14 protein-coding genes and 1 tRNA gene are annotated in these 18,920 nt (G+C 67.4%); 6 read left to right on the top strand and 9 right to left on the bottom strand.

Going from position 1 to position 18,920, the window contains the following annotated elements:
* Positions 1-180 precede the first annotated feature (180 nt).
* Complete coding sequence (locus tag MLJ35_RS06835; RefSeq protein ID WP_243383693.1) at positions 181-1,404, bottom strand: MFS transporter; 1,224 nt, start codon at positions 1,402-1,404, stop codon at positions 181-183.
* Positions 1,405-1,464: 60 nt separating this feature from the next.
* Here MLJ35_RS06835 and MLJ35_RS06830 point away from each other — a divergent pair, with 60 nt between their 5' ends.
* Complete coding sequence (locus tag MLJ35_RS06830) at positions 1,465-2,697, top strand: FAD-dependent oxidoreductase (RefSeq protein WP_243383692.1); 1,233 nt, start codon at positions 1,465-1,467, stop codon at positions 2,695-2,697.
* 17 nt (positions 2,698-2,714) lie between these two features.
* Positions 2,715-2,791: transfer RNA gene (locus MLJ35_RS06825), tRNA-Arg, on the top strand.
* Between the two features lie 501 nt (positions 2,792-3,292).
* Here MLJ35_RS06825 and MLJ35_RS06820 read toward each other — a convergent pair.
* Both MLJ35_RS06820 and MLJ35_RS06815 read right to left on the bottom strand, forming a co-directional pair.
* Positions 3,293-3,547: a mobilization protein gene (locus tag MLJ35_RS06820; protein ID WP_243383691.1), complete on the bottom strand. Its 255-nt coding sequence runs from the start codon at positions 3,545-3,547 to the stop codon at positions 3,293-3,295.
* A gap of 350 nt (positions 3,548-3,897) precedes the next feature.
* On the bottom strand, positions 3,898-4,578 hold the full coding sequence (locus tag MLJ35_RS06815) for an SOS response-associated peptidase (RefSeq protein ID WP_243383690.1): 681 nt from the start codon (positions 4,576-4,578) through the stop codon (positions 3,898-3,900).
* A gap of 195 nt (positions 4,579-4,773) precedes the next feature.
* Here MLJ35_RS06815 and MLJ35_RS06810 point away from each other — a divergent pair, with 195 nt between their 5' ends.
* The gene (locus tag MLJ35_RS06810) at positions 4,774-7,275 is read left to right on the top strand and encodes an alpha/beta hydrolase family protein (RefSeq protein ID WP_243383689.1); all 2,502 of its coding nucleotides are present in this window, start codon (positions 4,774-4,776) and stop codon (positions 7,273-7,275) included.
* Between the two features lie 84 nt (positions 7,276-7,359).
* On the opposite strand, the gene MLJ35_RS06805 is transcribed toward MLJ35_RS06810, so the two are convergent.
* The 6 genes from MLJ35_RS06805 to MLJ35_RS06780 form a co-directional block, all read right to left on the bottom strand.
* Positions 7,360-8,592, bottom strand: a complete 1,233-nt coding sequence (locus tag MLJ35_RS06805; protein WP_243383688.1) for a (Fe-S)-binding protein — start codon at positions 8,590-8,592, stop codon at positions 7,360-7,362.
* Entirely contained in the window at positions 8,589-9,992 is a 1,404-nt protein-coding gene (locus tag MLJ35_RS06800; protein ID WP_243383687.1) for an FAD-binding oxidoreductase, read from the bottom strand. The genes MLJ35_RS06805 and MLJ35_RS06800 overlap by 4 nt, the downstream gene beginning before the upstream one ends.
* A 4-nt stretch (positions 9,993-9,996) precedes the next feature.
* Positions 9,997-11,400: an SLC13 family permease gene (locus MLJ35_RS06795; protein ID WP_243383686.1), complete on the bottom strand. Its 1,404-nt coding sequence runs from the start codon at positions 11,398-11,400 to the stop codon at positions 9,997-9,999.
* Positions 11,401-11,532: 132 nt separating this feature from the next.
* Entirely contained in the window at positions 11,533-12,276 is a 744-nt protein-coding gene (locus tag MLJ35_RS06790) for a LytR/AlgR family response regulator transcription factor (protein ID WP_243383685.1), read from the bottom strand.
* The gene (locus MLJ35_RS06785; protein ID WP_243383684.1) at positions 12,273-13,553 is read right to left on the bottom strand and encodes a LytS/YhcK type 5TM receptor domain-containing protein; all 1,281 of its coding nucleotides are present in this window, start codon (positions 13,551-13,553) and stop codon (positions 12,273-12,275) included. The genes MLJ35_RS06790 and MLJ35_RS06785 overlap by 4 nt, the downstream gene beginning before the upstream one ends.
* 130 nt (positions 13,554-13,683) lie before the next feature.
* On the bottom strand, positions 13,684-14,925 hold the full coding sequence (locus MLJ35_RS06780) for a porin (RefSeq protein WP_243383683.1): 1,242 nt from the start codon (positions 14,923-14,925) through the stop codon (positions 13,684-13,686).
* A gap of 475 nt (positions 14,926-15,400) precedes the next feature.
* On the opposite strand from MLJ35_RS06780, the gene MLJ35_RS06775 reads away from it, so the two are divergent.
* The 3 genes from MLJ35_RS06775 (at position 15,401) to MLJ35_RS06765 (ending at position 18,913) form a co-directional block, all read left to right on the top strand.
* The gene (locus MLJ35_RS06775; protein WP_243383682.1) at positions 15,401-16,642 is read left to right on the top strand and encodes a porin; all 1,242 of its coding nucleotides are present in this window, start codon (positions 15,401-15,403) and stop codon (positions 16,640-16,642) included.
* Between the two features lie 149 nt (positions 16,643-16,791).
* Complete coding sequence (locus MLJ35_RS06770; RefSeq protein ID WP_243383681.1) at positions 16,792-17,937, top strand: ABC transporter substrate-binding protein; 1,146 nt, start codon at positions 16,792-16,794, stop codon at positions 17,935-17,937.
* A 106-nt stretch (positions 17,938-18,043) separates the two neighbouring features.
* Complete coding sequence (locus MLJ35_RS06765) at positions 18,044-18,913, top strand: branched-chain amino acid ABC transporter permease (protein ID WP_243293365.1); 870 nt, start codon at positions 18,044-18,046, stop codon at positions 18,911-18,913.
* Positions 18,914-18,920: the final 7 nt, after the last annotated feature.

Here is an 18,920-nt window from a genome sequence, read left to right as displayed (position 1 = left end):
CCTCCGCTCGCGACCCGTCTCCGCTTCGCGGTGGTGCCGACGCGGTCTATTAGGCCCGCTGGCCAGGTGGTGCTCGGCGGGGCGGGGCACCCGCTCGGGAGGCTGCCGATGCAGCCTCCACTCGCAACCCGCCTCCGCTCCGCGATGGCGGAGCCGACGCGGTCTATTAGGCCCGCTGGCCTATTCCACGAAATCCAGGTCCCGCCCGTGGGTCTCGGCCATGCCCCACAGGGAGATGAGGGCCAGGGCGAAGCAGACGCCGCCCACGGTCCAGGCGGAGCCGATGTAGCCCAGGTGGCCTCGCAGCATGACGAAGCTGCTGGTGATGAGGGGCACGGCGCCCCGCACGAAGTTGGGCACCGTGGTGGCCACGGTGGAGCGGAGGTTGGTGCCGAACTGCTCGGCGGCGATGGTGACGAAGACCGCCCAGTAGCCCGTGGCCAGGCCCAGGAAGCCGGCCAGGGCGTAGAAGGCCGCCGGCGTGAGCCCGTGCAGCGTGAGGTAGACGGCCACCCCGGCCAGGGCCCCGAGGATGAAGAGCAGCACCACCTTCTTCCGGCTGCCCCACACCTGGCTGAGGATGCCCGAGGCCAGGCTGCCCAGGGTGATGCCGCTGTAGCAGAAGGCCACTGCCGTGCCCGCGCTCACGGGGCCCGTCACCCCGACCTTGGGGGCGAACTCCGGCGCGGAGGTGATGAGGATGGCCACCACGAACCAGGTGGGCAGGCCGATGAGGATGCAGCGCAGGTAGCGCAGGAACCGCTCGCCTTTCGTGAACAGGCTGAAGAAGTCGCCGCGCTTGACGTTCTGGTGCCCCAGGTCGCGGAACATCCCGCTCTCCCGCAGGCCGAAGCGGGTGGCCAGCAGCAGCAGGCCCAGGCCGCCCCCCGCCAGGTAGGCCACGCGCCAGGGCAGGTACTTGCCCACCAGGCTGGCGGTCACGGTCCCGAAGATCCCCACGCCCGCCACGATGGCCGTGCCGTAGGCCCGCAGGTCCGTGGGCAGGATTTCGCTCACCAGGGTGACCGCGGCGCCCAGCTCGCCCGCCAGCCCGAGGCCCGCCAGGAAGCGCCACACCGCGTAGGCTGGGATGCCGTGGACGAAGGCGTTGGCGATGTTGGCCACGGAGTAGAGGGCGATGCTCCCGAACAGCGTGCTCAGCCGGCCCTTCTTGTCCCCCAGCACCCCCCAGAGGATGCCGCCCAGCAGCATGCCCACCATCTGCGCGTTGAGCAGCAGGAAGGTGGCCGAGACCTGCGCGTCGCCCTGGGGCACGCCCAGGGCCGTGAGGCTGGGCTGGCGCACGATGGGGAAGAGCAGCAGGTCGAACATGTCGACGAAGTACCCCAGGGCGGCCACGAGGACCGTGAGGTTCAGGATCGCGCGGAGTCTCGTCTGGGTCATGAAGGCCATTGAACCATACGAATCCTGGTGGAATCCCGGCACACTGCTTCCGAGGTGAACATGTCGGACATGGCCTGGCCCGCCCCACCCCAGGGATCCTGCGCGCTCCCCGCCCGCCTGGAGGCCGAGGTGGCCATCCTGGGCGCCGGCATCCATGGCGCGGCCCTGGCCCGGGAGTTGACGCTCCGCGGCGTGTCCTGTGCCCTCGTGGATCGCGGCGAGGTGGGTGGTGGCACCAGCCAGTGGTCCAGCCAGCTCCTGCACGGCGGCATCCGCTACATGCTCACCGGCGACATCCGCCAGATGCGCGAGGGCTTGGCCGAGCGCGCGACCTGGGCCCGCATCGCCCCCCGCCGCTGCCGCTGGGAGGCCTTCTGGATGCCGCACCGGACGCGGCTCGAAGGGCTCGCGCATCGCGTGGGCATCGGCCTCTACGACTTCTGGGGCTCCGAGCGGCCCGGTTGGCCCGCGGACCTGCGCCTGGGGCGCGTGCCCAGGCCGGATTTCCTGATCGATCCGCGGGCCACCCTCGGTCCCTTCCGCGGGGCCACGGCCTACGCGGACCTCATGACCTGGGACCGGGACCTGACTAAGGATCTGGCGGCCTCCAGCGAGGCGTTGACCCTGGATTTCCACGAGGCGGAGCGGTTCGAGCAGGACCGCGACGGCCTGAAGCTGCTCCACCTCGTGGATCGCCGGGACGGGTCCCTGCGCCAGCTCGCGGCCCGCCGCTGGGTGTTCGCCCTGGGGCCCTGGACGGACGGCGCCATGGCGCGCTGGTTCGGCGAGACGCGGAAGCGCCTGCGCCTGTCGGCCGGCATCCACCTCTGGTTCGACGCGGTGCCCGGCTGCGAGCGACCCTGGGCCATCCGCCGTCCCAAGGGCCGCATCCTCTTCGTGATCCCCCGGGACGGCATGCTGCAGGTGGGCACCACGGAGCGCGAGGTGACGGACGGCTGGGTTCCCATCCTGGAGGCCGAACGCGAGGAGCTGTTCAAGGCCCTGGAGGCCAACCTGCCCATCCTCCCCTGGCGCGAGATGACGGTGCGAGCCGAGGAGCTGGGCGTGCGGCCGCTGGTGGCGGCCCGGGGGGCCACGACCCACCTCAGCCGGGAGGCCGTGCTCGAGCGCCATCCCCAATTGCCGAATCTCACGCTGGTGCTCGGCGGCAAGCTCACCACCGCCCGCGCCCTCATGGACCGCCTGGCCACCGACCTCACCGGCCGACCCTGCGCCGCCTCCCGCACCGCGCCCCTGCGCCTTTGGGATGGACAGCCGGCGCAGATCCGGTAGAATCATTCTTTCAGTGCGGTCCCGTAGCTCAGCTGGATAGAGCATCAGACTACGAATCTGAGGGTCGGGCGTTCGAGTCGCTCCGGGACCACCACTCAATGCAACACTTACGGCCACCTGCGCGGTGGCCGTTTTTGTTTTATGACTCTAGCGTGACTCTAGGTTGTTGGCTGTCCGCTTCTGCATGGAATTTGAACAGCTGAATTTGCTCAGAGAGGCCTCCGCAAACCAGGAAAGCCATCTGCGAATGCATTGAAGGCGCGAGGAGTCTTCTTTAGTGGCGAAATGAGGGCACCAGGCGGTTGCGCAGGATCCGTCTGCGATTCGTTGGAACCATTTTGAGGCTGCCCATTTACCAGGCCCTCCGTGGGTAGGCCTCGGACTCGCCGCCTGGCGGGCTGCATGCTGCACCCCGTTACGGCGGTCTCGCCCCTTCGGGGACCTTCCGTGCAAGGGTTGTCCTCGGCCTACCCGCTGCGCGGTCCGGCCTCCGGGAACCCTTGCACTCCGGTTCCTGCGACCAGGTTACTGCTTGGATGCCGGGGGTGATGCCCCCGGCATCGCTTCGCGATGACGGGCCTGCTGGAACCTAGACCTATTGGGCTTCTAGGCCGAACAGGGCTCGATCGGATTTCCGCTTACAGAACTTATCCATGAGCTTCATCAAGAGCGGAAGCTCAAGCCGCCCATCGTTCACAGCAGCCAGCACGGCCGCCCCGATCAGCACCTTCTTGTGGTTGAGTCGCCGGCGTTCGGCCGCCTGGTCCATCGCCTCCATCCGCTGTGCCCTTGCCTTCAGTTCGGCCGCCCGCTTCCTGAGCCCTTCGGCCTGCTCCGCCCTACTCGCCATCTCGTGGCCTCCTTATGTCCACCGTAGGGTCCGGAGGCGATTCCATGACTCTAGCGTGACTCTAGAAAATGAGAAATGCCAAGCATCGCCAAAAAGTGTTAAACATCATAAAAGAATAAAATAAAGAAGATGACCTAGGTTTGAAGTTGCTTGACGAAGTTCTGCGAGGCCCGGTTTTTTGGGCTACGAATCTGAGGGTCGGGCGTTCGAGTCGCTCCGGGACCACCACTCATTTCAGCACTTAGGCCCACCCGAACCGGTGGGCCTTTTTCATGTCTTCGGCTTCAGCCTGCGTACGGGGCAGCCGCTTTCTGTCGTCCCTTCGGAGGCCGTTCCGCTTGGTCGCCGGGTCAGGTCTGGATTGGAGCGATCAGCTCGGGCCCATCGTTCCGCACATCTCCGACAGCCGATCCCACGGGGTGGGCGGCCATCTGGTCGGTGGGGAAGGGTGCCAGCAGGGGGCGCAGCTCGCTTGTCTGGGCCGCGGGATCCAGCCAGAGGGACCAGGCCTCGCGGGGGAGGATGACGGGCATCCGGGTGTGGATGGCCGCCATCAGGGCGTTGGCCTCGGTGGTGATGATGCAGGCGCTGATCATCAGCTCGCCGTTCGGGCCGTGCCAGTCCTCCATCAGGCCCGCGAAGGCGAACGGCTCTCCGGGGTTCGTGGGGTGGATGTAGAAGGGCTGCTTGGCGCGGCCCTCCGCCTTCCACTCGTAGAACCCCGAGGCGGGGATCAGGCATCGCTTGCGCCGGAAGGCGCCCCGGAAGGAGGGCTTCTCCTCCAGCGTCTCGGCGCGGGCGTTGATGGGCTTGGCGAAGGCGTTGGGATCCTTCACCCAGCCGGGAATGAGGCCCCAGAAGGCCACGTCCGCCACGCGCTGGTCCCGCTCCGGGCGCACGATGACGATGTACCGGCCGGGAGCGAGGTTGTAGCCCTCCCGTATCGTGAAGCCGGGCGGCACCATTCCGAACGCCTTGGCCAGGGACTCGGCGGTGAAGGTGAAGGTGTAGCGGCCGCACATGGAGAGCATGGTGCCCGAAAAGCTTTTCGGAGGCCTCCCCCGTGCGGGGCCGGGCGCGCTCCTGGAGGCTTTATCCGATCCTCCTGTGGAATTCGCCCCCATCCAGGCGGAGTTGGGCTGGTATGTATAGGGTTCCACCCAGGATGACAGCGCGGTCTTGTGACCGGTCGATCGCCTCTGATCCCCTTTTCATGGAGGAAGCCTTTGTCCAGGAACCATGCATTCCAGCGTTCGGCCGCGTGGCTGGGGCTCTTGAGCCTCACGCCGGCCCTGGTCTGGGCCCAGGCCAAGCCGGCGACGGGCTACAGCCAGCCCCCGAAGGCAATCCTGGAGGCCATGCGGGCCCCTTCGCCGGCCTCCCCCAGCATCAGCCCCTCCCTCGACCGGATGCTGCTGGTGTCCTGGGAGGACTATCCCTCCATTTCCCGCGTGGCCACCCCCTACCTGCGCCTTGGGGGCGTCCGCGTTGAACCCGGGAACCACAGCAAGCACGACACGCCCGGGGGCTACGGCATTCCACCGGCGGTCCGCAGCTTCGAGTTGGTCCGCATCCCGGATGGCGCGACCACCAAGGTTCAGCTGCCGGCGGGCGGCATCGTGCAGGCCCCTCAGTGGAACGCGACCGGAACGGCGTTCGCCTTTTCCCGGGTGACCGACCATTCCGTGGAGCTGTGGGTGGGAGACGGCACCACGGGCGCCGTGCGACAGATCCCCGGAGTCTGGGTCAACCAGATGCTCGGCGGCGACGTCCAGTGGATGCCCGACCAGAAGACCCTGGTGGTGAAGGCGGTTCCGGCGAACCTAGGCAAGGCGCCCGTGGCGCCGGCCGTGCCGCCGGGACCGAGCATCCAGGAGTCCATGGGCGGAAAGGGGCAGAGCAGCACCTACGAGACCCGGGACACCCTGGGAAGCCCCCATGATGAGGACCTGTTCGACTACTACGCCACAGCCCAGCTGCTGCTGGTGAACGCGGAGACGGGTGCCGCGACTCCGATCGGGATCCCTGACCGCTACCTGCAGGTGCGCTCGGCGCCCGACGGGCAACACCTCCTGGTGACCGCGCTGCGGAAGCCCTACTCCTACGTGACCACCTTCGACCGCTTCCCCAAGGAGGTCGCGGTGTGGGACATCGCGGTGCCCGGGGCCATCGCGAAGCAGCCCATCGCCTCCCTGCCGCTGGCCGACCGAGTGCCCATCCATGGCGAGCCCCTCGGCCCGCGGCAGTTCTCCTGGCGGCCCACGGAACCGGCCACGCTGCTCTGGGTGGAGGCCCTCGATGGCGGCGACTGGAAGGTGAAGGTGCCCCACCGGGACAAGGTCATGGCCCTGAAGGCGCCCTTCACCGGGGCGCCGGTCGAACTCTTCCGCACGGAGCAGCGGTACCAAGGCCTGCAGTGGGCCGCGAGGCCCGGCGTGGCCCTGAGGTATGAATACGACCACAACCGCCACTGGCAGCGGACCTTCATCGTCAATCCGGACGATCCGAAGCAGGCGCCCCGGAAGCTCTGGGACATGTCCACGGAGGAGCAGTACGCTGATCCGGGTTCGCCGGTCATGAGCATCCGGCCGGACGGCACCTGGGTGCTCCGGCAGGAGGGAGACACGATCTTCCTGCGCGGCGGCGGCGCGTCGCCGGACGGGGACCGCCCCTTCCTGGACAGCCTGGACCTGCGCACCCTCAAGTCGGCGCGGCTGTTCCGCTCCGGCAAGGTGGAATTCGAGCAGTTCGTGGGCTTCACGGGCAAGGACTCGAAGCGGTTCCTCACCTGGCACCAGTCGCTCCTGGATCCGCCCAATGCCTACCTCCGCAGCCTGGGCAAGGGTGTGAAGGCCGAGGCTGGAGAGGCCGTCTTCACGTCCACCCGGAGCGCCGTGACGCACATCCCCGACCCGACGCCTGAGATCCGGAAGATCAGGAAGCGGCTGGTCAAGTACAAGCGCGCGGATGGAGTGGACCTGTCCTTCACGCTCTACACCCCGCCGGGCTACCAGGAGGGCACCCGGGTGCCGGCCATCCTCTACGCCTACCCCCTGGACTACGCGGATCCCTCCAAGGCGGGACAGGTGAGCGGCTCCCAGTACACCTTCACGCGGCTCCGGAACTACCGGCTGCTGCTGCTGGCGGGCTACGCCATCATCGACAACGCCTCCTTCCCGATCGTGGGCGATCCCACCAAGGCCTACGACACCTACCTGGAGCAGCTCGTCGCCAACGCCAAGGCGGCGGTGGACAAGGCCGTGGAGCTGGGCGTGGTGGACCGCGACCGCATCGGCGTCACCGGCCACAGCCACGGGGCCCTGATGACCGCGAACCTGGTGGCCCACTCCGACCTGTTCAAGGCGGGCGTGGCCACCAGCGGCTCCTACAACAAGACCCTGACGCCCTTCGGATTCCAGAATGAGCGCCGGTCCGTGTGGGAAGCCCCCGAGGTGTACCGCAAGGTCTCGACCTTCTTCTCCGCGGACAAGTTGAAGACCCCCCTGCTCATCATGCATGGCGCCGATGATGCCAACCCGGGGACCACGCCCCTCCAGGCCACCAAGCTCTACGAGGCCATTCGGGGCAATGGCGGCACCACGCGCCTGGTCATGCTCCCCTTCGAGCCCCACTGGTACACCGCCCGGGAATCGAACGAGCAGCTCCTCTACGAGATGGTCCGCTGGTTCGACACCTACGTGAAGACGGCAGGGAAGCCTCAGCCCTGAGCTTTTCCCGAGGTCCTTCCTCCTTTCGAAGGGCATCGAGAGGGGGAGGGACCTTGCGGTCTGCGTGCGGTCCAGCCGCCCGTCTCAGATGACCTGGCTGATGTGCATGGCCTGGAAGGCCCCGCCGCTCTGCTCGGCGGCGCGGGTCAGCTGGATCAGGCAGCCGGGGCAGGCGGTGACGACGACCTGCGCTCCGGTTCCCTGGATGTCCTCCTGCTTGCGCCGGAGGATGGCCTCGGCCGCCTCGGGGTGCTCCAGGTGGAAGCTGCCGGAGCCGCCGCAGCAGCGCTCCTTCTCCTTCAGCTCGATCAGCTTCCCGGCCTGCTCCAGGAGCTGCCGGGGCTGGCGGCGGATCCCTTGGCCTCGGGCCAGGTGGCAGGGATCGTGGTAGGTGAAGGTGGCTCCGGGAAGCGCCTTAGGACGGTAGCCGGCCGCGGCGAGGTACTCCGTCAGGTCCATGACCTTGGCGGAGAACCGCGCGGCCCGGTCCGCCCAGACGGGATCATCCGCAAACCAGGGCGCCAGGTGCTTGAGGGTCCCGCTGCAGCTGGCGCAGTCGGTCACCACCAGGTCCGCAGCCTCGAAGGCCCGGATGTTCTCCTGTGCCAGCTCGAGAAAGGCCTCGCGCTGGCCGTGGGCGAGGTGGGGCAGGCCGCAGCAGGCATGGTCCGGCCGCTGGAAGGGTGAGAACTGGGCCAGGATCCGCTGCGTGCTTCGGGAGGCATCCGGGAAGAGCAGCTTCATGCCGCAGCCCTGGAAGTAGGCGACCTTGGCGCCGGGATGGAGGGCGGGTTCCGGCCTCGGATCGGGAGCGCCCAGCAGCGCGGGACCCACGTGCTTCTCGAGGTAGGCCTGCCGGGAGGTCTCCCGGGGCACCAGCTGGGACGGCAGCAGGCGGTGGAGCCCCACGGCCCGAAACCCGGCCAGGGTGGCGGCGCCCAGACCGACCATCCTCCGGCGGCGGAGCACCCGGCCGATCCAGCGGCTGCGGAGCGGGGTGCTGCCCAGCCTGTCGGCGAGGGCCTGGCGGACCTGCAGCATGGCCTCGTCCGTGGGGACCTTGCCGGGGCAGGCGTCCGTGCAGGCCCGGCACAGGAGGCAGAACTCCAGGGCCTCCTGGGCTTCCTGGTCGGGCGGGATGAGGCCCTCGGCCAGCCCCCGGACGAGGGCGTTCTTGCCCCGGGCGCTGGCCCGCTCCACATCCTGGACCTGGAACAGCGGGCAGACGGGCAGGCAGGTGCCGCAGCGGTCGCAGCCCAGCACCTTCCCGCGGGCGGCCGTGAAGGGCCCCGGGCCGGCTTTCGTCGCGGCGGTCACCATATCTTCCCCGGATTGAGGAGGCCCAGGGGATCCAGGGCCCGCTTGACGGCCCGGTGCGTCTCCAGGCTCACGGGGCCCACGGCATCCGCGAAGTAGGGCCGCTTGGTGATGCCGATGCCGTGCTCGCCGGACAGGGTTCCCCCCAGGTCCAGGGCGGCCTGGAAGATGCCGTCCACCGCCTGGTGGGCCCGGGCCGCCTGGTCGGGGTCGGCGAGGTCGCAGAGCACGGAGGGGTGGAGGTTGCCGTCCCCGGCGTGCCCGAACACGGGGATGCGGAGGCCGCTGGAGGCCGAGATGGCGTTGATGCGTCGCACGACTTCGGGGAAGGCGCTACGGGGCACCGAGATGTCCTCGCCGAGCCGGTTCGGGGCCATGGCCGCCACGGCGGAGCTGAGGCCCCGGCGCTCGGCCCAGATCGCCTCGGTCTCCTCGCGGGAGGCCGCCGAGCGGAAGGCGATGCGACCGGCCCGGTCGGTGATGGCCCCGATCCGCCTGGACTGGGCTTCCAGGGCCTCGGCGCCATCCCCGTCGATCTCCAGGATGAGGCAGGCGCCGGCGCCCTCCTCCACCGGGGTGTTCCGGGCCCGGGCCACCGCCTCCAGGCAGGTGGCGTCCATGATCTCGGCCGCCGAGGGGGTGACGCCGTCCAGCAGCATCTCCTGCACGGCGGCGCAGGCCTCGTCCATGGTGCGGAAGACCACGCGGAGGACGCCCCGGGCCTTCGGCAGGGGCCGGAGCCGGAAGAGGGCCCGGGAGACGATGCCCAGGGTCCCCTCCGAGCCCACGAACAGGCCGGTGAGGTCGTAGCCGGTGACGTTCTTCACGGCCTTGCCCCCGGTCTCGAGGATCGCGCCGTCCGCGAGGACCACCTCCAGGCCCATCACATAGTCCCGGGTCACCCCGTACTTCACGGCGCGCATGCCTCCGGCGTTCTCCGCGACATTGCCCCCCAGCGTGGAGAACTTCCAGCTGCCGGGGTCCGGGGGGAAGAAGAGTCCGTGGCCGGCGCAGTGGTCGTGGAGGTCCACGGTGCGAACGCCAGGCTCGGCGCTCACCATCATGTTGGCGGTGTCCAGCTCCAGGATGGAGGTCATGCGGTCCAGGGAGAGGACGATCCCCCCTTGCAGCGGCACGGATCCGCCAGTCCGGCCGCTGGCGGCCCCCCGCGGCGTGATGGGAATGCGCCGCTCGTGGGCGAGGGCCATGACCCGGCTGATCTCCGCGGTGGTCCGGGGGCGCACCACGGCCTGGGGCATCGTGTTCCGGTCCAGGGCCAGGAAGGAGGCGTCGTAGGAGTACCCGAAGACTTCCAGGGGCGACTCGATGACGTGCTCGCGGCCGACGGCGTCGCGGAAACCGTCCAGCACCTCCGGTTCGAATGCGGTGAAGGTCGTCATGGGATCACCGCGTCAGGCCGAGCCAGTACCAGTAGGTCAGGGCCACCAGGGACATGAAGGCGGCGGCCAGCACGCTCATGACGGCGCCCGTGCGGATCATCTCCCGGGAGGTGACATGGCCGCTGCCCATGGCGACCGCGTTGGGCATGTTGGTGACCGGCAGCAGGTACTGGTGCTGCATGTTCATGCCGAGGACGAGGGCGAAGGCCATGGGATCCACGCCGATGGCCAGGGCGTGGGCGATGACGATGGGCGTGAGGGCCGTGGTCTTCGGGCCGCCTCCCGTGAAGAAGATCTGGAGGGCCGTCACGACCCAGATGAGGATGATCACCTGCAGGACATGGGACATCCCCGCGATGGGTCCCAGGAAGACGCCCGCCATCCACTTGGCCGCGCCGGAGGACGCCAGGGCCGTGCCCAGGGAGAGGCCCGCCCCGTAGAGGACGTACACGTTCCAGGGCACGCGGGTCTGGGCTTCCTTCCACTTCATGATGCCCTTGCCTGGCCAGAGCAGGGCGATGACGGAGGCCGCCCCCACGAGGACGACGTTCACCTTGTGGAAGGCGTCCGTGGCCCAGAGGAGCAGCGTCAGCAGGAAGACCGCCAGGGTGTACTTCTCCGCAGCCGAGAAGGGACCGAGGGCCTCGAGCTCCTTCTGGATGTAGTCGGCGCCGCCGCTGGCGGCTTCGGCTTCGGGGGGCCACATCCAGCGGATCACGAACACGCTGAGGAACGCCAACAGGAAGGCCGGCATGCCGCCCACCTTCAGCCAATAGGACCAGGAGACGGCGCGCTTCGTGGCCGCCTCGATGAGGCCCGCCGTGATGGGGTTGCCCACGTGGGCCGTGAGCACGCCCAGGCTCATCATCGTGCCGCTCATGGCCACGATGAACATCAGGGCCTTCATGGTGTTGCTCTTCCCGGGCTCGGCCTTCACCGCCTGGCCGATGCCGAGGATGATCGGAAGCATCAGCAGGGTGCGGGCCGTGATGGAGGGGACCAGGAAGGTCATGACCGCCATCACCAGGGCCACGGCCCAGTAGATGCGGGTGATGCTGCCTCCAGCCCGGGCCACGAGCCAAAGGGCCACCCGCTTGGAGAAGCCGGACTTCTCCATGGCCCCGGCCATGATGAAGCCGATCACGATGAGCCAGAGGGCGGTGTTGGAATACCCGCCGAACGCCGCAGCCAGGGGGACCGCCTTCAGCACGGCCAGAAGGAATACGATCACCAGGCCGCTGAGGGCGTCCTCCAGGGCCTCCGTGACCCACACCACGATGGCGAAGACCGCCACGGCGATGGAGGCCTTGCCCTGGGGACTGAGCCCCTTGACGGCGGGCGTCAGCCACAGGATGGCGGCGAGCAGCGCGAACGCGGCCACCAGCGATGCGATTTTCCTTGGACCCATGTCCATCCTCCTCGACGGTGCGCGATCGGGCCCCTCGGCCCGCCACTGGCATCAGATCGCGACCAGGGGGTCAAGAACATCCCCCGGGCGACGAACGGCCCTCAGGCGCCCACGAGCGGCCCTACAGAAACCTCAAAGGTGGAAATGGGACCGGATCCGGTCGGCGTAAGCCCGGCCCACCGGCACCTCGGCGGCCTTCTGGTCCCGGGGGGCCCGGAGCTTCAGCAGGTAGCCGTGGTTGAGCCAGGGCGTGAGCTGCTGGACCTGGTCGAGGTTCACGATGAAGTTGCGGTGGCACCGCAGGAACACCCGCGGATCCAGCTGTTCCTCCAGGTCCCGGAGGCTGGCGCGGATCGGCCACTGGCGGCCGTCGAGCGTCTCGACGATCACTTCCCGCTCCCGTGCCTGCACCAGGCGGATGCTGGTTACCGGAACCACCTCCAGGCTCGCTCCGTGCTCCACGAGGAGGGTGCGGACCCAGGGCTCGCGGTCCGGCTGCGGAGCCGGGGCCGATGGGGGGAGCACCCGCTCCGCCACGCGCCGGAGGTCGCTGGTGTCGAAGGGCTTGAGCAGGTAGTCCACGGCCTTCACCGAGAAGGCCTCCAGGGCGAAGGAGGCGTGGGCGGTCACAAAGACCACCCGCGGAGGCTTCGGCAGGGACAGCAGGCGCCGCGCGACCTCCAGTCCATCCATGCCCGGCATGTCCACGTCCAGGAAGACCAGGTCGGCTCCCTCCGCCTCGAGGAAGGCCAGGGCCGAGGGGCCATCGTGGTACACGCCCACCACCCAGGCCCAGCCCTGCTCCTCGAGCAGGCACTTGAGCTCCCCGCAGATGAGCGGTTCGTCGTCCACGAGGACGGCCTTGAGGCGCTTCATGGGACCTCCTCGCTCAGGGGCAGGTCCAGGGTAGCCAGTGTGCCGGCGCCCTCCCGGGCCCGGGAGAGCGTCAGCCCCGCGGGATCGCCGCACAACAGCTCGAGGCGGCGCTGCAGGTTCCGCAATCCGCTGCCTTCCCCGTAGCCTTCGGGCTCCCGACGGTTGATCTGGTCCAGCCGGACCTGGGGGAGGCCCAACCCGTCATCCTCGACTCGGATGAGCAGCCGTCCGCCCTCGCGTCCCGCCGTCACCTGTACTCGTCCGCCTTCCGGCCGAGGGCCGATCCCGTGCTTGATGGCGTTTTCCACCAGGACCTGGACGGCGAACGCGGGCACCAGGGCGCGGGACAGGACCGGGTCCACCTCGACTCGGCTGGCGATCCGGGGACCGAAGCGGGCCTTCTCGATGCCCAGGTAGAGCTCTACCGTCTTCAGCTCCTCGGCCAGGGGGATCTGCTCCTCGCGGCGGTGCAGGGACCTCCGCAGGAACTCCGACAGATGCTTGACGATCTCCCGCGCCCGGTCGGGGCTGGTGCGGGTCAGGGCGCCGATGGTGGCCAGGGTGTTGAAGAGGAAATGCGGGTTCACCTGGGCCCGGAGGGCCTGGAGTTCCGCCTGGACCTGGAGCGCCTGGGTGCGGGCGTCGGCCGTGGCCTTCTCCTGCTCCCGGTACACGTCCTTCACCACCAGGAGGAAGATGGCGACGGCGGTGGCGTTTGCCAGGATGGTGGGCAAGGCGATGGTCTTCTCGAGCTTCCAGGCCATGTCGAAGGGCTTGGACAGGGTCAGGATGCAGGCCTTCAGCACCAGCTCTCCCGCCACGCCCGTGAGGAAGGCCACGGGAACCGTGATCCGCCGGTAGCCCAGCCCGGTCTGGACCCAGCCCCCCACGAGGCCCGCCAGCACGTTCGCCACGAGGGCCGCCAGGGCGGTGTAGCCCCCCATGCCATAGCGGACGAGGCCTCCCAGGATGCCGGCCCCGGCCCCCACCAAAGGTCCTCCGATCAGTCCGCCAGCGATGGGCCCGACGATGCGCGTGTTGGCGAGGGCCCCGTGGATGGGCAGCCCCAGGAAGTTGCCGAGGATGGAGAACAGCCCGAAGACCAGGATGAGCACCAGCGTGTCCAGACGCCGGGAGCGGGTCCCCGTGAGGGCGCGGCGCACCGCGCTCAGGCGGGTCACGAAATAGGCGCCCATGCCGTTGAGGGCCAGGTTGCGGAGGATATCCCACAGCAGCTTGCCTTCGAACGGACCCCACGAGAAGTTCGTCCAGTCCATCATCCGCTCAAGTATCCATGGCGCGGCGGGCCCCACCAAGCGCGCGATCCGCCCACGGACGGCACGGGCAAGCCCAGGCCTGCCCGGTCAGGCAGGCCTGGGCTGGATCGCCGGGAATGGCCGGGGAAGCCTAGAACGCCACCAGCAGGGCGGCGACGACGGTGTTCCCGCCCTGCTCGCCGGTCTCGGCGCCGAAGGGCCGGAGGAAGTTCTTGCTGCGGGCGATGTAGTTGAGCTTGAAGTTGGCGGCCTTCACTTTCTCGGGGATCCAGGCGTAGGTGTAGCCAACGGTGACTTCGGTGTACTTGGGGCTGTAGTCGGTGCCCGTGGGCAGGCCGGTGGCCACGTTCGTGGTGTAGGGGTTGGTGGCCGTGTACCAGTCGTCCCCGCTGTTGAGGTTCATCAGGTCGTAGCGGGCCAGGATGCTGTGGGGACCAAAGGTATAGCCGCCCGTCACGTAGTAGCCCGTGAACTTCTGGTCCAGGTGCTCGCGCTTCACCACAGGGGCGCTGGTGGCGAGAGTGGCGAAGCGGCGGCCCAGCAGGCCGGTCATGTATTCCGCGGTGAAGGTCCAGGTGCCGTCCTGGTAGGCGTAGAAGGCGCCCAGGTTGGTGGTCTTGTCCTTGTTGTCGTAGATGGTGGCCTGGCTAGGCCACGTGCCGCCGGGGTTTGCGGCGATGGCAGTGGAGGGGTTGCCCTTGTCGGCCACGTCGGTCGTCCCCTGGAGGGTGTACGCCCCGAACTTATGCACCTTGCCCAGGCTGAAGTCCAGGCGCAGGACGAAGTCCTTCTGGGCGTTGGTGTCGTTGGTCTTGCCGGAGGTCGCGTCGTTCATGCCGTTGAACACGGCCGCGGTGACCTTGCCGGCGAACCCTTTGGGGTCGCCGTAGGAGTAGCCGAGGGCGAGGCCGCGGTCGCGCTTGTCGCCGAACATCCGGCCCAGCTGGCTGCGCTCGGCGAAGAGCAGTTCCGTGGAGCTGGTCACGCCCTCGTAGGTCTGGAGGTTCTTGAACTGGCCGGCCTTCACGTCGATGCCGGCGATGGGCTTCCAGACCACGAAGGCGTCCTGGAGGATGATGGGGTTCGACGTCCCCGTGGAGATGGAGGGATCGAACATGACTTCGTAATCCACACCCTCGGCGATGTTGCCGGAGACCTTGATCTCGGTGCGGCGGACGGAGAAGGTGTTCTCCTTGAACTCGCTGCGGAGGTTGTAGTACCCGCCAGGAGCCGCGCTGTTGTAGCGCAGGTTGCTGTCCATCATCTGCGTGTACCAGAGCTGGATGTCGCCGCCGATCTTCGCGGTCTGGGCCGAGGCGGGCAGGGCGGCCAGGGCGAGGGCCGCCAGGCTGAGGGTGCGCGTGCGCTTCATGGGGTCTCCTAGGGGCCAACAGGCCGATGGGGAAAGGTTCCCGGCTCCCTGTGACATGCCCGCGAAAACGCAGGTACGGTCCTGTGTCTGAGACGTGAATTCAGCTGAACCCTTGCCGGTCCCGGTTTTCTACAGGAGGTGCAGGCTTATGGAAACCTGAATTTACCCAATCTACCCACGGTTCTTGACCAGTAAGAACCTGAGCCGGTCGGTCCTTGCGAAAGCGCAGAGATCCCCTGCCAGTCCCATGGCCCTCGGGGTGTCGCCACACCATTGTGTCCATCATCACAACCATTGGAACTTTTGGTTCATTTTTGATAGACGCAAGCGACTCCCCCGTTTAGCTTGAATCCGTTTGATCAGCCCCCAGATATTCCGCGACTGATGTCCCAGACATCTGGTGGTCTGACCTGATTCGTCCACGCCACTCCTCTCCTTTCAATCCTCCCAACCCTCCCTCATTAGGAGCCCACCCATGAAGATCACCCGCCTTGCCGGCGTTGCCGCCCTTCTCGCCGCCGGGGTCACCCAGGCCCAGGCCCAGGACGTCAAGCTCACCGGCGTCCTCATCGAGTTCTGGCAGACCCAGATGCTGGACAGCAACCTGCGCAACAACGCGACCGCCACGGCCGGTGCCTCGAAGTACTACGGCCTCGACTCCCGGTTCCAGGAGAACACCTTCGCGGTGAAGCGCGCCGAGATCTACCTCAACGGCAAGATCACCGACGACGTCAGCTGGAACCTGATGTTCGACCCGAACAACTCCACCTCCAGCGTCGGCAACAACGTGCTGCACGACGCGGTCATCACCTGGAACGTCGGCAATGGCTTCACCGTGAAGGCCGGCCAGTTCAAGATGCCGACCACCTACGAGGCCACCATGGTGGCCGCCACGAACATCCTGTTCTTCGAGCGCAACCAGATCAACCGCGTGTTCGGCGACAAGCGCGACCGCGGCGTCTGGGGCATCTACAGCTGGGGCGACGCCAAGGCCTGGAACGGCAAGATCAATCTCGCCGTCTCCAACGGCACCACCGATGACGGCAGCGCCGGCAAGAACAACGACCTGAACGCCCAGAAGGACTGGACCACCCGCGTCGAGTTCGCCTACGGCCCCGAGCACAAGTTCGGCGCCTACTACCGCGAGGGCGTGACAAACCTGAAGGACGCCACCTCCAACAACGCCTCCGCCTGGGTGACCGCCGGCTACGTCAGCGCCGCCCAGATCAAGGACAACAAGGACAAGACCACCCTGATGGGTGCCTACTACGCCTTCGACAACGCCACCTGGCATGCCAGCGCCGAGTTCGCCACGGGCCTGCTGGGCCGCCGGTACCCCACCCTCTTCGCGGCCGCCACGACCAATCCCCTCCGCGAGCACCTCGATCAGAAGTTCCAGGGCTTCGTCGTGGATGGCGCCTACAAGATGGGCCGTCACTGGTTCACCGCCCGCTATGACATGATGAACTACAACTCCGGCGACGACTGGTACACCGCGACCAACCCCTACAAGCCCACCGCCGGTGGCGACTACAGCCCCAAGTACACCGAAGTCACCGTGGGCTACAACCTCCTGTTCAACCCCGCGAAGTACAGCGCGGGCAAGCTGAAGCTGGACTATGTCCACCGCAGCAAGAACTTCCTGGCCCCCCGCGCTGGCCAGACCGGCGAGCAGGGTGGCGACAGCCTGGTCGCCTCGGTCATGATCGGCTTCTGATCAGAGCACGTTCTACCCGGCAGATCCTTCTCTCTGCGCAGCCACGGAACTCACGGGTCACAACCCGCGAGTTCCGTGATTTTTTTGACCTCCAGCAGGTGTAGAATCCCGATACCTTCCAACCACATCTCTTTTGCATCGGAGCTGGCATGCGAAAGCACCTCTTGGCCCTGGGCGCCGCCCTAGCCCTCTCTCCGTGTCTCATGGCGCAGAAGGTCGGCGTCATCAACTCCATGAGTGGGCCCGAGGCACCCATCGGGGAACACATCACCAACGGCATCAAGCTTGCCGAAGAGGACCTCAAGAAGAAGGGCATCAACCTCCAGCTGGTGTGGGAGGACGACACGGGCAAGCCGCAGATATCCATGAGCGCCATGGAGAAGCTGGCCACGCGCGACAACGTCGTGGGCGTGGTGGGCCCCTACACCTCGGCCTGCTCCAACGCCGTCGCCAAGCTGGCGGAGAAGTACCGGGTCCCCCTCCTGATCCCTGCCGCCGCCAAGGAGGAGATCACGCGTCAGGGCCTCAAGTACGTCTTCCGGATGAACGCTCCGGCTGACAAGTACGCCTCCAGCCTCATCGATGCCGCCGCCGCCCTCGGCAAGCCGAAATCCATCGCCTTCATCTACGAGAACACGGATTTCGGAACGTCCACGACCAAGACCGCCAAGGAGTATGTGGCCAAGAAGGGCATGCAGGTCGTGGCCGATGAACCCTACCCCAAGGGCGCCGCGGACTACCGGTCCACCCTGGCCAAGGTGAAGTCGAAGAACCCGGACCTGGTGTTCATGGTCTCGTACGTGGCCGACGCCATCCTGCTCATGCGGCAGTCGAAGGAAGTGGGTCTCCAGCCCCAGGCTTTCCTGGGCGCCGGCGCGGGTTTCACCACGCCCGAGTTCGCCAAGGAGCGCGCGATCTCCGAGAACGTCATCTCCTGCACCCAGTGGACCGGCGATGTGAACTGGCCCGGCGCCAAGGAGTTCGAGGCCCGCTTCAAGGCGAAGTTCGGCAAGGAGCCCACCTACCACGCCGCCTGCGCCTACGCCTCCATGATGATCATGGCGGAGACCGCCAGGAATGCGGGTGGCGACCGGATCAAGACCCAGCAAGGACTGAAGGCCGGCAAGTGGAACGGTGTCATGGGTGAGGTCCAGTTCGCCGACTACGACGGCTTCACCAACCAGAACAACCACCAGATGCTCGTGCAGCAGATCATCAACGGGAACTACGAAACGGTGCTGCCCGCCAAGTTCGCCACCAAGAAGCCGATCTTCCCCTTCCCGAAGTGGAAGTAAGGCTCTACCCGGCCGGGGATTCCGCGCTGCGCGCACACCCCCGGGCCCCCGCGTCCCAGTCCGGCAAAGCCGGACTGGGGCTCTCCCTTCGGAGTCCTGCGCACCCATGGCTGTCTTCCTTCAATCTCTCATCAGCGGCGTCCTGATCGGTGGCGTGTACGCGCTCATCGGCATCGGGCTCACGCTCATCTTCGGCGTGATGCGCGTCATCAACTTCGCCCACGGCGACATCATGATGGTGGGGATGTACCTCACCTACCTGCTGTTCACGCTGATGGGCGTGGACCCCTTCGTGTCCGTGCTCATCAGCTTCCCGCTGATGTTCTTCTTCGGGGGATTCCTCCAGAAGGTCTTCATCAACCGCGTGCTCAACGCCGTCGCCCAGAACCAGATCCTGCTGACCATCGGCCTGGGCCTCGTCATGAGCAACACGGTGATGCTGATCTTCACGTCGGACTACAAGATCCTCACCACCTCGTACTCCTCCTCCACCATCCAGGTGGGCGGCGGAGTGTCGATCTCCACCCCACTGCTGGTCTCCTTCCTGATCACGGCCGTCATCACGGCCGCCCTGGGCTGGTTCCTCTTGAAGACGGACACGGGCCAGGCCATCCGGGCCACGGCCCAGGACCGGGACGCCGCCCAGCTGATGGGCATCAACGTCAGCCGCATGTCCGTCATCGCCTTCGGTCTCGGCGCGGCCCTGGCCGGGACGGCCGGCGCGCTGATCTCGCCAACCTACTACATCTTCCCGCAGGTGGGCGGCACCTTCACGCTGAAGGCCTTCGTCATCACGGTGCTCGGTGGCATGGGCAGCGTGGTGGGGGCCACGCTGGGTGGGATCCTCATCGGCATCACCGAATCCATGAGCGCGGTCTACATCTCCTCCGGATGGAAGGATGTGGTGGTCTTCGTGCTCTTCCTGCTCGTACTCCTTTTCAAGCCCTCGGGCCTGATGGGCAAGTCGCGGACCTGAGGAGGAC

Origin of the sequence: Geothrix alkalitolerans, from assembly GCF_022808885.1 — a bacterium.
GTDB classification, from domain to species: Bacteria; Acidobacteriota; Holophagae; order Holophagales; family Holophagaceae; genus Geothrix; species Geothrix alkalitolerans.
The sequence above is the reverse complement of the archived record's forward strand: the minus strand, read 5'-3'. Positions and strand labels throughout refer to the sequence as shown.

Bases quoted from the DNA above. Each gene is read 5' to 3' on its own strand.
- MLJ35_RS06835 (WP_243383693.1), bottom strand. From the start codon at position 1,404: ATGACCCAGACGAGACTCCGCGCGATCCTGAACCTCACGGTCCTCGTG.
- MLJ35_RS06800 (WP_243383687.1), bottom strand. From the start codon at position 9,992: ATGACGACCTTCACCGCATTCGAACCGGAGGTGCTGGACGGTTTCCGC.
- MLJ35_RS06785 (WP_243383684.1), bottom strand. From the start codon at position 13,553: ATGGACTGGACGAACTTCTCGTGGGGTCCGTTCGAAGGCAAGCTGCTG.
- MLJ35_RS06775 (WP_243383682.1), top strand. From the start codon at position 15,401: ATGAAGATCACCCGCCTTGCCGGCGTTGCCGCCCTTCTCGCCGCCGGG.
- MLJ35_RS06780 (WP_243383683.1), bottom strand. From the start codon at position 14,925: ATGAAGCGCACGCGCACCCTCAGCCTGGCGGCCCTCGCCCTGGCCGCC.
- MLJ35_RS06765 (WP_243293365.1), top strand. From the start codon at position 18,044: ATGGCTGTCTTCCTTCAATCTCTCATCAGCGGCGTCCTGATCGGTGGC.
- MLJ35_RS06790 (WP_243383685.1), bottom strand. From the start codon at position 12,276: ATGAAGCGCCTCAAGGCCGTCCTCGTGGACGACGAACCGCTCATCTGC.
- MLJ35_RS06820 (WP_243383691.1), bottom strand. From the start codon at position 3,547: ATGGCGAGTAGGGCGGAGCAGGCCGAAGGGCTCAGGAAGCGGGCGGCC.
- MLJ35_RS06815 (WP_243383690.1), bottom strand. From the start codon at position 4,578: ATGCTCTCCATGTGCGGCCGCTACACCTTCACCTTCACCGCCGAGTCC.
- MLJ35_RS06795 (WP_243383686.1), bottom strand. From the start codon at position 11,400: ATGGGTCCAAGGAAAATCGCATCGCTGGTGGCCGCGTTCGCGCTGCTC.
- MLJ35_RS06770 (WP_243383681.1), top strand. From the start codon at position 16,792: ATGCGAAAGCACCTCTTGGCCCTGGGCGCCGCCCTAGCCCTCTCTCCG.
- MLJ35_RS06830 (WP_243383692.1), top strand. From the start codon at position 1,465: ATGTCGGACATGGCCTGGCCCGCCCCACCCCAGGGATCCTGCGCGCTC.